This is a genomic window from Ruegeria arenilitoris (assembly GCF_013030985.1).
Classification (GTDB): Bacteria; Pseudomonadota; Alphaproteobacteria; order Rhodobacterales; family Rhodobacteraceae; genus Ruegeria; species Ruegeria arenilitoris_B.
The window spans coordinates 337,294-351,663 of sequence record NZ_WPYP01000001.1 but is presented as its reverse complement, the minus strand read 5'-3'; the positions used below and the strand labels follow the sequence as shown (position 1 = coordinate 351,663).

Annotated in this window: 14 protein-coding genes; 3 read left to right on the top strand and 11 right to left on the bottom strand. The window is 58.7% G+C overall.

The genetic code is table 11. The features are described 5' to 3' along the window. The 3 genes from GOX88_RS01680 (at position 1) to GOX88_RS01670 (ending at position 2,564) form a co-directional block, all read left to right on the top strand. On the top strand, positions 1-951 hold the full coding sequence (locus tag GOX88_RS01680; RefSeq protein WP_170398334.1) for an alpha/beta fold hydrolase: 951 nt from the start codon (positions 1-3) through the stop codon (positions 949-951). A gap of 49 nt (positions 952-1,000) precedes the next feature. Further along, the gene (ppk2, locus tag GOX88_RS01675) at positions 1,001-1,870 is read left to right on the top strand and encodes a polyphosphate kinase 2 (RefSeq protein WP_170398331.1); all 870 of its coding nucleotides are present in this window, start codon (positions 1,001-1,003) and stop codon (positions 1,868-1,870) included. Positions 1,871-1,949: 79 nt separating this feature from the next. Continuing rightward, a complete protein-coding gene (locus tag GOX88_RS01670; RefSeq protein ID WP_170398328.1) occupies positions 1,950-2,564 on the top strand; it encodes a TetR/AcrR family transcriptional regulator in 615 nt (204 codons plus the stop codon). Positions 2,565-2,567: 3 nt separating this feature from the next. On the opposite strand, the gene GOX88_RS01665 is transcribed toward GOX88_RS01670, so the two are convergent. The 11 genes from GOX88_RS01665 to GOX88_RS01615 form a co-directional block, all read right to left on the bottom strand. Continuing rightward, positions 2,568-3,626 carry an adenylate/guanylate cyclase domain-containing protein gene (locus GOX88_RS01665; protein WP_170398325.1) on the bottom strand — a complete coding sequence of 353 codons (1,059 nt, stop codon included), beginning with the start codon at positions 3,624-3,626 and terminating at the stop codon, positions 2,568-2,570. Then, positions 3,623-3,991, bottom strand: coding sequence for a group I truncated hemoglobin (locus GOX88_RS01660; RefSeq protein WP_170400226.1), 369 nt, complete (start codon positions 3,989-3,991; stop codon positions 3,623-3,625). Before GOX88_RS01660 ends, GOX88_RS01665 begins: the two co-directional genes overlap by 4 nt. 117 nt (positions 3,992-4,108) lie before the next feature. Then, positions 4,109-4,951, bottom strand: a complete 843-nt coding sequence (locus tag GOX88_RS01655) for a glycosyltransferase family 25 protein (protein ID WP_170398322.1) — start codon at positions 4,949-4,951, stop codon at positions 4,109-4,111. Between the two features lie 111 nt (positions 4,952-5,062). Then, positions 5,063-6,283 carry an aminopeptidase P family protein gene (locus tag GOX88_RS01650; RefSeq protein WP_170398318.1) on the bottom strand — a complete coding sequence of 407 codons (1,221 nt, stop codon included), beginning with the start codon at positions 6,281-6,283 and terminating at the stop codon, positions 5,063-5,065. Positions 6,284-6,443: 160 nt separating this feature from the next. Next, complete coding sequence (locus tag GOX88_RS01645; protein ID WP_170398315.1) at positions 6,444-7,655, bottom strand: ABC transporter permease; 1,212 nt, start codon at positions 7,653-7,655, stop codon at positions 6,444-6,446. A 5-nt stretch (positions 7,656-7,660) separates the two neighbouring features. Further along, positions 7,661-8,935: an ABC transporter permease gene (locus tag GOX88_RS01640; RefSeq protein ID WP_170398312.1), complete on the bottom strand. Its 1,275-nt coding sequence runs from the start codon at positions 8,933-8,935 to the stop codon at positions 7,661-7,663. 70 nt (positions 8,936-9,005) lie between these two features. Further along, the gene (locus tag GOX88_RS01635) at positions 9,006-10,097 is read right to left on the bottom strand and encodes an extracellular solute-binding protein (protein WP_170398310.1); all 1,092 of its coding nucleotides are present in this window, start codon (positions 10,095-10,097) and stop codon (positions 9,006-9,008) included. Positions 10,098-10,209: 112 nt separating this feature from the next. After that, positions 10,210-11,301 (bottom strand): ABC transporter ATP-binding protein, encoded by a 1,092-nt coding sequence (locus GOX88_RS01630; protein WP_170398307.1) that lies wholly within the window; start codon positions 11,299-11,301, stop codon positions 10,210-10,212. Positions 11,302-11,448: 147 nt separating this feature from the next. Beyond that, entirely contained in the window at positions 11,449-12,156 is a 708-nt protein-coding gene (locus GOX88_RS01625) for a maleate cis-trans isomerase family protein (RefSeq protein WP_170398304.1), read from the bottom strand. Further along, positions 12,153-13,298, bottom strand: a complete 1,146-nt coding sequence (locus tag GOX88_RS01620; RefSeq protein WP_170398301.1) for a M24 family metallopeptidase — start codon at positions 13,296-13,298, stop codon at positions 12,153-12,155. The genes GOX88_RS01625 and GOX88_RS01620 overlap by 4 nt, the downstream gene beginning before the upstream one ends. Next, positions 13,295-14,338 carry a pyridoxal-phosphate dependent enzyme gene (locus GOX88_RS01615; RefSeq protein WP_170398298.1) on the bottom strand — a complete coding sequence of 348 codons (1,044 nt, stop codon included), beginning with the start codon at positions 14,336-14,338 and terminating at the stop codon, positions 13,295-13,297. The genes GOX88_RS01620 and GOX88_RS01615 overlap by 4 nt, the downstream gene beginning before the upstream one ends. Positions 14,339-14,370 lie beyond the last annotated feature (32 nt).

The following is a 14,370-nucleotide window of genomic DNA, read 5'->3' as shown; positions in this document are numbered from 1 at the left end:
ATGCTGCGCGTCGGCATCATAGTTCTGACCTTGATGGTCATGCTATGGGTCGTCGCGATCTGGCGCGCAGTCCGGAACGAGGCCCGCGCCGAGGCCGCCTTTCCCCCCGAAGGTCAGATTGTCGAGGTCGATGGCCTTCCCGTCCATGCCGTTGTGATGGGCGAAGGGCCGGATGTGGTGCTGCTCCACGGCTCCAGCGGTAACACACGTGACATGACCTTTGCGCTGGCCCCGATATTGGCCGAAAACTACCGCGTCATCGTGTTCGACCGCCCCGGACTGGGCTACAGCGCCAGCTTCAACCCGGACGGGGAAACCATTGAAGAACAGGCTGAAATCCTGCAGAAGGCCGCCGCCCAATTGGGGGCCGACAAGCCTATCGTCGCAGGCCAGAGCTATGGCGGATCGGTGTCGCTCGCCTGGGCGGTGACGCGGCCCGACAACATTTCGGCACTGGTCCTGATCGCACCTGCCGCGATTCCATGGGAGACACCTCTGGACGGTTTCAACCAATTGGCGTCGACCTCGGCCGGCAGCGCCGTAACCCTCCCGCTAATCACCGCATTCGCGCCAAATTGGTACGTCGAACAGGCGTTGGACCAGGTGTTCGCACCCCAGACAGCCCCAGAGGGGTATGCCGATCACTTCGGCCCCGGCCTGACCATGCGCCGCGCCTCGATGCACGCCAACGCCAAGCAGCGTGCCAATCTGCTGGAAGAAGTCACCGCCCTGCAACCCCGGTACGGTGAGATCGACGTCCCGACCGAGATCGTTCACGGCACTGCCGATGACACTGTTGGCCTTGAATGGCACTCCCAACAACTGATCGATGAAATCCCCGGGGCCGAACTGATAGAACTGCCGGGCATTGGGCACATGCCGCAGGTCGTGGCGGCCCCCGAGGTTGCCGCCGCCATTGACCGCGCCGCGCAACGTGCGGGTTTGCGTTAAGCCCTCGGCTAATCCATAGTAGTATATGGATTTTATGGCGAGGTAACACATGGCCCGTTCCGAAAAAGGTTCCATCGAAAAGTACTTCAAAAAGGACGCCCCGAAGGAAGTGCGTTCAGCCATCGAAAAGTCCGAAAAAGACGACATTCTGAACCCGACCTACCCTTACGACGAACGCATGAAGCGTAAGGAATACGAAAAAGAGATGGAAAAACTGCAGATCGAACTGGTCAAGATGCAGTCCTGGGTCAAGGAAACCGATCAGCGTGTGGCCCTGATCTTTGAAGGCCGGGATGCCGCCGGAAAGGGTGGCACAATCAAGCGGTTCCGCGAGAATCTGAATCCTCGGGGTGCGCGCAACGTGGCGCTCAGCAAACCTTCGGATACCGAGCAAAGCCAGTGGTACTTCCAGCGGTACATCCAACATCTGCCGTCGGCCGGCGAGATCGTGTTCTTCGATCGCAGCTGGTACAACCGCGGTGTCGTCGAAAACGTGTTTGGTTTCTGTACCGCCGAACAGCGTGAACGGTTTTTCAGGCAGGTCCTGCCTCTGGAAACCGGGCTGGTGAATGACGGGATTACCCTGTTCAAGTTCTGGCTGAATGTCGGCCGTGCAGAGCAGTTGAACCGGTTCCTGGCCCGCGAAACGGACCCGCTGAAGCAGTGGAAACTCAGCCCGATCGACGTGGCGGGCCTGAACAAATGGGATGAATACAGCCAGTCGATCTCGGAAACCCTGACCCGCAGCCATTCCGAGCATTGCCCGTGGACTATCGTCCGGTCCGACGACAAGAAACGCGCGCGGCTCGCGGCCATTCGCACGGTACTGCACGCGCTGGACTATGATGAAAAGGACGAGGACGCCATCGGGCCGAATGATCCCAAAATCTGTGGCGGACCGGAAATCTGGGACGCATGACCAAGAGTGGACGAAGGCCACAACGGGGATTATGTCATATGTTCCGACTGCTTAAACAACAAAGGCACCTGAAACGGGGATGACGAAACGCGGGTATCACCACGGGAACCTGAAACAGGCTTTGATCGAGGCTGCGCTGTCTCTGATCGAGGAAAAAGGCCCGACCGGCTTTACCTTGTCCGAGGCGGCCAAAACCGCAGGGGTCACGCCGGCTGCGGTCTATCGGCATTTCCAAGGGCGCGAAGACCTGATTGCCGAGGCCGCACGGCAGGGATATGAGATGTTCGCTGACCTGATGCAATACGCCTATGACAAGGGCCAGCCCTCGGCCTTGGCAGCGTTCGAGGCAACGGGCCGTGCCTATCTGGCTTTCGCCCGCAAGCATCCGGGTCACTACATCGCCATGTTTGAAAGCGGCATTTCCATTAACCGCACACCCGAACTTGCGCTGGCGGCGAACCGCGCGAAAGCGGTGCTCGAGAAAGCGGCCTCGGATCTGTCGCAGCACATCCCGCCCGAAAAACGCCCGCCCGCGTCGATGTTCAGCGCCCATATCTGGGCCATGAGCCACGGCGTTGTCGAACTGTTCGCGCGCAACACTGGTGCCAGTTCCCCCTTCCCGCCCGAGGACTTGCTGGAATCCGGGATCGGTATCTATCTGCGTGGTCTTGGGCTGGTTCCACCGGACGATTGATAATCAGAACCGCGACAAAGGTTGCGGCACGCTGAGGCCCGAGGTCACGTTGATCAGGTCCATTTCGCCCATACCCTTGATGTCGACGCGCCCAATGTCCGAGACCTGAAACTCGTCAATCAGGGCGTATTTCATCTCTTCCGGGGCGACGATATGCATTGGGTTAGCAAAAACTTGCAGCCGAGAGGCAATGTTCACCGCAGGACCGAACACGTCATAGACGTATTTTTGTATCCCCACGACCGAGCCCACCGCAGCCCCCATGCCCAACCCGATCCGGGCCTGCCATTTATGCGGGTGGCTTTCATTGCGCCGCTCGAGATACCGCAGGAACCGCACCGCGCAATGCGCCACTGCGGTCGCATGATCCGGCGTCTCATCCGGCATTCCCGACACGGCAAGGTAGGCATCACCGATGGTCTTGATCCGCTCACACCCGAACTGTTCGACGATCCGGTCGAAGGCGGTGAAAATGTCGTTCAGTTCGCTCAGCGTCACGGTCGGATCGGTCTTCGCCGCGAAGTCGGTGAAGCCCACGAAATCCAGCATCACCACTGACACCTGATCATATAGCTGCGGTGTAACAACGCCGAACGTCTTGAACTCTTCGTACACCGCGCGCGGCATCAGGTTCAGCAGCAGCCGTTCCACCCGCTCTTTCTCGCGCTCCAATTCACGCGTGTTACGCTCGACCATGGTCGAGTAGCTGTCGATCATGCTTTCAAGCTCGCGGATGCGGGTGATGTTCTGGCACTCGACAACCAGAACCTGTTCTGACAGACCATTTGCCAACGATACAGTCGTCGCGAAAATCAACGTTCGACGTTTTGGTTTGATCTGCAGCTCGACCGAATATCGCAGGCCAGATTGTTTTACGTCCTCCAATTCACGCGGATCAAGCGACGGGAGTATGTCCAGCAGAGTCTGCCCTTCCTCTGGCGTCCCGAACCACTCCGCGAACGGCCCGTTGTGAAACACAAACGTCAAATCCGAGGCGCGTACGACCGCGACACCAACCCCGATCGCCCGAAGCAGCTGTTCGTTGATGGCCAGAATGCTCATGCGGCGTCACGCGCCACAATGATTGCGCGTTTGGATTCAATGGCGTTCAGGGCGATCTTTATATGCCCATCCTCCATCCCGTGCATGGCCAGTGCTTCGCCAAAAAGCTCGGCCATCTCGTCGAAATCCGCATGAGAGATATTGAGATGCCGGTGAACCGCTTCGATCCGATCATCACTGAAGGATGCGGGCCCACCCACCAAGGAAGACACGAATTTGGTTTGGTGGTCGATCAGGCGCGGCATGTCGATATCTTCGAAATAGCCGCCGATCTGGTCGGACTCCAAGGCCATTTCGTAGAATGTCATCACGATCCGGCTGATGGTTTTGAACCCGCCGTATCTTTCATAGATTGTCTGCCCCACACCAAACACCCAAACGTTAACTACAAACAACACTGTAAGATTATATCAAATCGACAGTTTTGTTAACGCTTATGCGTTGCGTGGCTGGTATCAGGGAAATCCGAGCCTGATTTGCGGTCACACGCTCAGATCATCAGCGCAGGGAATGAACCCCACAAACCCGCCATCCGCCAGCAAACGGCGCTGAGCACCCGCACGCCAGTACAATTTGCGCCCCGTCGCCTTAAGTTCACGCCGAACCCGGAACCACAATGGCCCTTTGTCCAGGCCGCTGTTGGTTTTCTGGTCCTGCGACCGCTCGCTGACCTTGACGGTTTCTGCGGTCTGGTCCTGTTGCTGGGACCAGATCATCTGCACGCCAACCGCCGGAAAACACTGATACATGCGCCAGTTCGTACGCGGGATCGAGATGAAATCGTCAAGGTGGTCCGAATACTGTTCGGACCAGGACAACAGTTTTCGGCAAGCCGCCTGCGTCACGATATAGGCGGCTGCGCTAGGGGCCATTTCCAGCATCGGTCTGACTGGTACACCCGCGATCTCCTGCAACGGACCAAACCGCATGGACCGCGGCGAATAGTCCAGCTTGACGAGGTCAAACCCGTCTCCACCATCCAACAGCGCAGCTATGGCCGCCCCAGCCTGCGCGGACATTTCAACGTCATCTTCAAAGACAGCCACCGCCTTCAGACCCTGATCCACAGCGGCCTGCCACACGGCACGGTGGCTTTCGAAACAGGCGATTTCGCTTTGCTTCAGCCCCCAGCGACTGCCGGTTCCAGGGACATAACCGTTGCCGTCAAGCGCACCGGGTTGCTGCGCATCCGTTGCACTGAACCGCTGGGCGCCGATCAGCCCTGTATGGGCAAACTGGGCTTCCATGAAGGTGGCCCGCTCTGGCACCCGGTCGAGGTTGATAAAGCAGACGCCCGTTCCCGATGGCAGTTCGTATTGTCCCACGGCTTATCCTTTCCAACAGTATCGTCAGATACACACCGCCGAACTGGACAATCAACCCCGCCCTCGGGTCGGATGAAAGGGAAGGGTCAATGACCCTTCCCCGCAGTGCAATTAGGCACTGATCGTGTTGTGTTCCGGCCCATAAGGGAAACCGGTGATGTTCTCGGCGCCGTTATCCTCGACAACAAGAATGTCATGCTCGCGGTAGCCGCCTGCCCCCTTCTGGCCCTCGGGGATCCACAGCATAGGCTCGATCGACACGACCATGCCGGGCTCCAACACTGTGTCGATATCCTCGCGCAGTTCCAGCCCTGCTTCGCGGCCGTAGTAGTGGCTGAGAATGCCGAACGAGTGACCGTAGCCGAAGGATCGGTATTGCAGCAGCCCTTCATCAGCGAAGAAGCGGTTGATCTCTTCGCAGATGCCCGAGCAGGTCGCGCCGGGCTTGATCAGGCTCAGCCCCAGTTCATGTGCGGCGACGTTGGCCTTCCAGACACGCAGGCTTTCCGCGTCGGGCTCACCAAGGAACAAGGTGCGTTCCAATGCGGTGTAGTAGCCCGAGATCATCGGGAAGGTGTTCAGCGACAGGATATCGCCCTTTTGCAGCGCACGTTTGGTGACCGGGTTATGCGCGCCATCCGTGTTCAGGCCGGATTGGAACCAGACCCATGTGTCACGATACTCGGCATCCGGATAGGCGCGCGCAATCTCGGCCTCCATCGCGTCGCGCCCGGCTATTGCGATCTCGATCTCGGTCGCGCCCTCACGGATGGCCGCGTGAATGGCCGCACCACCCACATCTGCCGTGCGCGCGCCACCCTTGATCAGCTCGATCTCTTCGGCGGATTTCACCATCCGCGCGGCCATCGTATCGGGTGCAATGTCCACCAGTTCTGGCCCGTCCAGCATGTCCACCGCGGTGTCGCGCATGGCCAGCGTCATGTGATCGCCTTCGATACCGATCCGGCCCGCCGAGCCAATCAGGCTGGCCACAGCGCGCCAGTAGTTGTTCCGCTTCCAGTCGGTGTAGATCACGTTTTCCTCGACCGAGCGGCGCCAGGGCTGGCCCGCGTCGATATTCGCCGACACGGTCGTGCAGCTGTCCTGAGTTACAACGCAGCCATACGGACGGCCGAACGAGCAATACAGAAAGCCCGAGTAATAGGCGATGTTTTGCATCGACGTCAGCAGCACCGCCGGGATATCGCGCGCCGCCATCGTTGCGCGCAGGCTGGCCAGACGGCGGGCATACTCTGCTTTGCTGAAGGGCAGCGGAGCCTTGTCGCCATTGTGGCAGGTGAAGAACTCGGGGCGATTTTGCAGATCAGTCATTTGGTCTCTCCTCTATGCCGGACTGGCATCGCCCGGCCACAAGCCCCGGCGTTCAGGACAAGCGGCCTCGGGAACCGAGAGCCATGCACCCCGCCTTGCATCACGACGCCATCGTGACCGGAGTGCATGGTGAAATCGCTAAATCAGCTTTCGAGTCGCGTCAAGCCGGGCTGAGACCCCGCAGGCGTTCCGACCGCCGCCGCAGCAGTTCGACCGTGGTCAGCAGCGCAATAGAGATGACCACCAGGATCGTTGCCACCGCCAGAATGGTCGGGCTGATTTGCTCACGAAGACCGGTAAACATCTGCCACGGCAGTGTTTTCTGGCTGGCAGAACCGACGAACAGAACCACAACAACTTCATCGAACGATGTGATGAAGGCAAACAGGCCGCCCGAGATCACACCCGGCAGGATCAGCGGCATCTGGATCTTGAAGAAGGTCCGCACCGGCCCTGCGCCCATATTTGCAGCAGCCCGTGTCAGCGACTGATCAAACCCGACCAGCGTCGCCGTCACCGTGATGATCACGAAGGGAATACCCAGAACCGCGTGGGCGAGGATAACCTTCACATAGCCCACAAAGTTCTTGTCCATGCCCAGTGTGCCTTCGAGGAACCGCCCGATGTCGCTGTAGAAAAAGAACATCCCTGTCGCCGAGATGATCAGCGGCACGATCATGGGCGAAATCAGAATCCCCATGATGGCCCGCCGCCCCGGCACGTGGCTCTGGCTGAGACCGATGGCCGCAAGCGTCCCCAAAGACACCGAGATGATCGTCGCAATCGGAGCAATGATCAGCGAGTTCTTGAAGCTGCGCTGCCATTCATTGTTGGTGAAGAAGTCACGATAGTGCTTCAGCGAATACCCCTCGGGGTCCAGCCGCAGCATCTCGGGCGTGAAAGTAAAGAAGTCCTGTGCGTTGAACGACAGCGGCAGGACCACAAGGATCGGCGTGATCAGAAAGACAAAGATCGCGCCGCAAATCACGCGGAACAGGTAATGCTCGAACACCTGCTGGCCTGTCAGATAGGGCAACAGCTTTTGCCGGTAGCGGCCCTCGTAGAGCCAGAAGATGAAGAAGGCAAAGAACCAGCCGACCAGCAGCCCGGCGATAAAACCGGTGATCCCGGCAAAGAAGAACCCGATGGCGGCCAGCCCCAGAACGGTGATCCAGCGCGCGACACGTTCATTGTCGAGCACGGTGATATAGACCCAGGCCAGCCCCGCCATCAGCGCGGCACCGATCAGGATACCCAGCAGGACATTGCCCTGCCCGGCCCCAACGAACATGCCGACGAAACCTCCGGCAATGGCGACCGTCGGCAGAACGACCGACAACGGTTTGCGGGATATAGGTGTAAGTGCTGCCATGATCTTTATCCCAACTTCACGTTATCGATGCCCACGATCTTGTCGTAGCACCAGTAGAGCAACAGAACGACCGCCAGCAGGATTGTCCCCAGCGCCGCAGCCAGACCCCAGTTCAGTGAGGACGAGATGTGATAGGCAATCCGGTTCGAGATGAAGACGCCTTTGGTGCCGCCCACGATCTCGGGCGTGATGTAGTAGCCGATGGCCAGAATGAACACGAGGATCGACCCCGCGCCGATACCCGGAATGGACTGCGGGAAGTAGATCCGCCAGAAGGTCGTCCAATTGGTCGCGCCCATCGACTTGGCCGCGCGGGTGTAGGATAGCGGGATCGTCTGCATCACCGAATACATCGGCAGGATCATGAACGGCAGCAGAATATGCGTCATCGCGATGATCGTGCCGAACTGGTTGTTGATGATCACAAGTCGCGCATCATCCGCCACAAGCCCCAGCCAGACCAGTGTCTCGTTAATCACCCCCTGCTGTTGCAACATCACTTTCCATGCTGATGTCCGCACAAGAAGAGACGTCCAGAACGGCAGCAACACCAGGATCATCAACATGTTGGACACCCGCATCGGAAGCGTCGCCAGCAAGTACGAGACCGGGTATGCCAACAGAATGCAGGCACCGGTAATGATCAGCGACATCATCAGCGTACGACCAAACAGCTTGATGAGAATCTGTTTGTCCTCGGGTTGCGATTGTGCCCCTTCGGGCGTACGGCGCATGTCGACCGCGTTAAGGAAATAGCCGTTGGTGACTGCGGGGGAGTGGGTTTTGATCACCGCCCACGTATCAGGATCGCCCCAGCCGTCGTGAATATCGATCACCTGATCCTTGAACGGCCCTTCGGTTTCGGGGTCCATTTTGCCGAGTTTCCGACCCGAGCGGCGGAACATCGAAGACATGCCGGTCTCTTCGTAGTTCAGACGCGAGCCCAGACGGGTATGTGTTTTATTGTCGACTGCCACGACCATGTCGCGAACAAAGGCGTCATAGACGGCCTCATCAGGCAGTTCGCCGCTGGTCTCATCCCAGTTTTGCAAAGCCTCAACCGTCAATGGCAGCGTTTCCTGCACAATGCTGTTTTCCACAGAGCGGAACAACATCGACGCAATTGGAATAATGAACGAGAACAGGACGAACAGAAGGAGGGGCGCAATCAGCAACAGAGCGCGCAGCTTTTGCCTCCGCAGCGAACGTGCCAGCGATTGCTTCAGCGGCGTTCCGTCCGCTGCTAGCATGGGTCCAGCCTTTTGGCTTACGTCAGTCATCGGTGCCCCTTGGGTTTTCTTTGCTTCGGGGGCAGTACACCGCCCCCGACATTGTCAGAAATTGGAGCGCTTATTGCGCCAACCACGCCTGGAATTTAGCGTCGATATCGTCGCGGTAGTCTGCCCAGAACTCATAGTTATACAGGAACGTGTTCTTGGCGTTTTCCGGATCTGTCGGCATGTGCGGTGCCATATCGATGCCCAGCTCAGCGTGTTGACCCACCAGCGGTGCTGACGAGGCACGGGCCGGACCGTACGAGATGTACTTGGCCTGATCCGCCAGACGCTGTGTATCAGTTGCGAACATGATGTAGTCCAATGCTCGCTGCTGACGCTCTTCGCTAAGACCTGCCGGAATGATCCAGCCGTCCAGATCGAAAACCTGCGCGTCCCACAGCATGGCAACGGGTTGTTTCTGCTCTTCGATCACACTGAACAGACGACCGTTGTAGGTCGAACCCATAATGACTTCACCGTCGGCCAGCAACTGCGGCGTGTCGGCACCTGCAGACCACCAGACAACACTGTCTTTAATAGTGTCCAGCTTGGCCAGCGCCTGATCCTGCCCTTCCGGAGTGGCGAGAACGTCGTAGACATCGTCCTTGGCTACGCCATCACACAGCAGCGCCCATTCCATGTTGTTGATCGGACGTTTTTCAAGCGAACGCTTACCTGGATAGGTTTCCAGATCGAAGACAGCGCAGATATCGGTGGGGGGGGTGTCTCCAACCAGATCGGTGCGGTAGCCGAAGGCGGTCGAATAAACAATCTGTGGGATGAAGCAGTCACTGACAAGCAGGTCGCCAAAGTCTTCAGACGCCGGCGTTCCATCAGGTGCCGGTGCCAGTTGGGTGTCGAAGTCGATTTCGAGAGCAAGACCCTCGTCACACAGACGAATCGCATCAGAGGCCACAACGTCCACCACATCCCAGGTGATGTTGCCCGCTTCGTTCATCGCGCGCAGCTTCGCGACAGCCTCGTTCGAGCTGTCATCGTTCAAGATGGTGATACCGGTCTTTTCCGAATAGGGCTCGTGATACGCTTTCAGCTGCGATTTGGAGTATGCGCCGCCCCAAGAGACGATCGTCATCTCTTCGGCCATAGCACCGCTAGCAAGTGCGGCAACAGCAGTGGCCAGCAGAGTGGATTTGGTAACTTTCATAGTTAACTCCCTGTTTTACCCGTTATTTTTAAAATTGAAGACCGGATCACGGGGCAACCCGATCATCTGAGTGTCCCGCGTGCCCGGGCGGACCGCACGGGAAGTTTTCGCCTCAGGCGTCCAGCGCCCGGCAGTCCTGCGCCAGCCAGCCGATCTCGACCTCTTGGTCGGGGCGCAACTTGACCGCATCCGGCGCGTTCCGGGTCTTGATGATGAAATCATCGTTCCCGGCCACGGATAGACGGAAACGGAACACGTCGCCCATATAGATGAACTCTTTCACCGTGGCCTTCAGCGTATGCGCATCGGCGTGCAGACGATCCTTGTTGAACTCGACACGTTCGGGACGGATCGAAACCTTGGTGCGTTCACCCGCTTTCTGGACGTTCACCGGTTTGGCATCAATCTCGGATCCGTCATCCAGAACAACCACACACGAGTCGCCGTTGATTGACTTAACAACACCCTCCAACGTGTTGTTTTCGCCTATGAATTGCGCAACAAAGCTGTTTTCGGGTTCTTCATACAGTAGGTCCGGCGGAGCCAGTTGCTGAATACGGCCGTCATCGAACACGGCGACACGATCCGACATCGTCAGCGCTTCGGTCTGGTCGTGGGTCACGTAAACGGTGGTGATCCCCAACTCATGCGCCAGACGGGTGATTTCGAACTGCATATGTTCGCGCAACTGCTTGTCCAGCGCGCCCAGCGGTTCGTCCATCAGAACCAGTTCAGGTTCGAACACCAGCGCCCGCGCCAGAGCGATCCGCTGTTGCTGACCACCGGACAGTTGCGCCGGTCGACGGCTGCCAAAGGCCCCCATCTGCACCATGTCCAGCGCCCGCTTTACCTTTTCCTCGCGCTGATCCTTGCCCATCTTCCGCACTTCCAGCGGGAAAGAGAGGTTCTCGGCCACGGTCATATGCGGGAACAGGGCGTAGTTCTGGAATACCATCCCGATCCCGCGCTTGTGCGGCGGGATGTTATTGATCGGCTTTCCGTCCAACATGATTTCGCCGTGTGTGGCGGTTTCAAACCCGGCCAGCATCATCAGGCAAGTTGTCTTGCCGGACCCTGACGGACCCAGCATTGTCAGAAACTCACCTTTTGGCATTGAGAGGTTTAGATCTTTTACAACGAGTACTTCGCCATCATAAGACTTCTGGACACGCTGAAATTCGACGAACGCTGCGTCATTTGACATATACCAACTTGGCTCCCTGTGGTCCGCTGTTTGCCCGGTTTATCCGGATCTCAACGACCTATTGGCCTCATTAAAGGACATGCGAGACGCGGCGTGCAACCAAAATGTGACAAAGGTCAGACATTTTCGATTGCGCCTGCATCACCATTAAGCGGAATTCAGTTTCCGCATGTGCCATGCAAGGCTTTGATTGCTGGACAAAACCGGCTTTCTCAGGCGGCTTGCGATCTCGGGGATTGCATCAAAAGTTCTTAAATTCGTGCAGCTTATGAAAACAGCTTCAACCGATGGATCAGCTCCGAGACTCAGTGCTGCATCCACCACGGAACGCTGCGAAATGCGTACAACTTTCGATTCTTCCGCCTCTCCGAACGAGCCGAAAACGTCCATGGAAACCCCGTTTTCGGCAAAAGCCCGGCGCAGCGGTTCGTTCACTTCTTCGATATAGGGTGACAACAGCGCGAACTTTGACACGCCTAGGTGGTTCGCACAGGCGGACGCCGCACGCAGAGGGTTCGTGACCACAGCTGTATTGCAGGTTTTCCGGACCATCCGCTCGATCTGGTCGGACCCGATAACCGAACTGGCCGATGTGCATCCGTATCCGACCACGTTGTAAGGGCGAATCTTAGGCAACAAGTCTGCTGCGGCGGGCAGAGCTTTTTCCATTTCCGCCAGAGTGTCTTTCGTCACCTCTGCCCCACTGGGAATACGCGAGACATAGATCGGCGCGCGCCGGTCGGCGAAATAGGCGTTGAACTCGGGCTCGATCGTCTCGTCGGTTTGCAACACGATCAAACCCATCGGCGTGGCATCGGGATCGTCCTTGTCCAGCGTGTAGGGCAGATAGCTCATATCTCGGGCAACTCCGGACCGATTCTGGGGCTGATGAAGCGCGGCGCCCCTTCGGTGATGACTATATTTTCTTCGTGAACGAGGATTTTGTCGCCAACCGCTATGCCGGGCTCCAATGTCAGAACCATTCCCGGCTCCAGTACCGTATGATCGGTGGGGATCAGAGACGGCCATTCTGTCAACGACATTCCCAGCCCATGCCCCAGTCGCCCCGCGCCAGTCTCGCCCGAGGTGCGAGACAGAACCAGGTTCATGACGTGAAACAGCTCTGCCGCCGTTGCGCCGGGGCGTGCAGCCTCGAATGCGGCGTCCGAGGCTTCGATCAGCGTCGCATAGGCATCGCGCACCTGTGGGTTGGCCGCTCCGATCGACCAATTCCGGTCGAAATCGCAGAAATACCCGTCCCAAACCAGCCCGGTATCCAGCATCAACACATCGCCGGGTGTCAGCGCGGTGGCGCGGGCCGGTGAGATCACATCCGTATATCCCCCCCGTTCGGCCCCGCCCGCAAGGTACGGCACCCAATCCGCGCCCTCGTCCAGGCACAGCATCTGAAATCGGCGGAAGACCTCGTCCAGCGCAACACCTTCTCTGGCGATCTCAGGCACGCGCTGAAAGGCCTGCCCAGCTATGGCGCAGGCGGTTTCAATCTTGGCAATCTCGGCCGGGGATTTGACCATCCGAAGGGTGCGGAGAATACCGCCATCACTGCCCAAAACCCGGTTCCCCACCTCCTGCTGCAATCGGTTCAGGTCGGCAAGCGGCATACGGACATGGGTCTCGTGCCCATCCGGCAGGCCAATGGCCGCATCCTCCGGGCAAACCTCGCGCAGAGTGTCGGCCAGCAGGCTGACACCGTCGTCGTCCAGATCGGGGGCGCTCCACGTGCGGATATCCTCCACCCAAGTCTGCGCCATCAACGCCGCCCCGATCGATGGGATCACGGCAATCGGTTTGCCCGAAACTGGAAGGATCAGGAACCACGGGCGTGTCGGGCTTTCCCAGAACCGGGTCAGGTAGCCGGTGAAATAGCGGATCTCGGGCTCGGTCGTTAGCAACAGAGCCGACAGACCCGCCTGCTCCATCCGACGTTGCGCGTGTTCCGTTCGCGCGCTAAATTCGGACGTCTCAAAACCTCTCATTCGGCTATCTCGGACAGGAAACACAGGACTCGGGCATCGGGGCCGATGCCCAGGGCTTCGCGCACTTGTGCATTCATGACGGCGGCAACCCCTGCTCCGCCTGACGCGGTGGTGGCGATACCCGCCGCGCCCATAGCTGGAAGACGCTCAATCACTTGCTCATCAGAAAGGGTTAGGAAACTATCTGCGTCGCGCGCAAGACCATTCAAAGCAATCAGCGACGGCTCTTTGCAATCGAGCCGTCCCATCACGCTGTCGGGGCCATCGGCAAAAACGCAGGCGCCGGCCTCGATACTGGCTTGCAACGCCGGGGCCGCTTCGGGTTCGACCACGATGATCTGCGGTGCATCCCCCCAGACGGTTCGCGCGTAGGCCGCAACGGCCCCCGCCATTCCGCCTACCCCGGCCTGCAACATGATATGGGTCGGCACCTGCGGGCATTGCCGGGCGGCCTCGGCCGCCATCTGCAAATACCCCTCCATCAGTGTGTGCGGCAGGTCGTAATAACCTTCCCACGAACTATCTGAGAGCAAAATCCAATTGTTATCCCGCGCCGCTTTGCTGGCGGCGTCCATGCTGGCGGCGTAATCCACCCCCTCGCGCACAACCCTTGCGCCCTGATCACGCAGGCGTTCGGCAAAAGTCTCGGGCACGGTATCGGCGATATAGACTACGGCTTCAGCCCCGAATCTGCGCGCGCCCGAGGCCACGCTCAGCCCGTGGTTGCCCGCACTGGCCGTAACGTAGGTGCGACCCGACAGCGTTGTGGCGTCGGGCGTCTCAGCAATCTCTGCCGCATGGCGCGCTATGACATAGGCCGCACCCAAGGCCTTGAACGACCCCAGCCCCATCCGCGCGCGCTCATCCTTGACCCAGAGGTGCGCGACGTCCACCAGCCCCGGAACTTCGGTCAAGGGGGTCTCGTCAGCAGATAGGCAGCGCGCGATCAATTCCGAAGCACGCGCCACATTCGTAGACGGAAACGGCGCGTCCTCAATCAGCTTCTGACCGGCGCGATATGGGTTGGATGTGATTTTCAACTGAATGTCTTCCCTGTGTTGCCCATTGACGT

What these genes read in the sequence shown, in the direction of transcription:
- GOX88_RS01680 (WP_170398334.1), top strand. Translation starts at nt 1, where the DNA reads ATGCTGCGCGTCGGCATCATAGTTCTGACCTTGATGGTCATGCTATGG.
- ppk2 (WP_170398331.1), top strand. Translation starts at nt 1,001, where the DNA reads ATGGCCCGTTCCGAAAAAGGTTCCATCGAAAAGTACTTCAAAAAGGAC.
- GOX88_RS01670 (WP_170398328.1), top strand. Translation starts at nt 1,950, where the DNA reads ATGACGAAACGCGGGTATCACCACGGGAACCTGAAACAGGCTTTGATC.
- GOX88_RS01665 (WP_170398325.1), bottom strand. Translation starts at nt 3,626, where the DNA reads ATGAGCATTCTGGCCATCAACGAACAGCTGCTTCGGGCGATCGGGGTT.
- GOX88_RS01650 (WP_170398318.1), bottom strand. Translation starts at nt 6,283, where the DNA reads ATGACTGATCTGCAAAATCGCCCCGAGTTCTTCACCTGCCACAATGGC.
- GOX88_RS01645 (WP_170398315.1), bottom strand. Translation starts at nt 7,655, where the DNA reads ATGGCAGCACTTACACCTATATCCCGCAAACCGTTGTCGGTCGTTCTG.
- GOX88_RS01640 (WP_170398312.1), bottom strand. Translation starts at nt 8,935, where the DNA reads ATGACTGACGTAAGCCAAAAGGCTGGACCCATGCTAGCAGCGGACGGA.
- GOX88_RS01635 (WP_170398310.1), bottom strand. Translation starts at nt 10,097, where the DNA reads ATGAAAGTTACCAAATCCACTCTGCTGGCCACTGCTGTTGCCGCACTT.
- GOX88_RS01630 (WP_170398307.1), bottom strand. Translation starts at nt 11,301, where the DNA reads ATGTCAAATGACGCAGCGTTCGTCGAATTTCAGCGTGTCCAGAAGTCT.
- GOX88_RS01625 (WP_170398304.1), bottom strand. Translation starts at nt 12,156, where the DNA reads ATGAGCTATCTGCCCTACACGCTGGACAAGGACGATCCCGATGCCACG.
- GOX88_RS01620 (WP_170398301.1), bottom strand. Translation starts at nt 13,298, where the DNA reads ATGAGAGGTTTTGAGACGTCCGAATTTAGCGCGCGAACGGAACACGCG.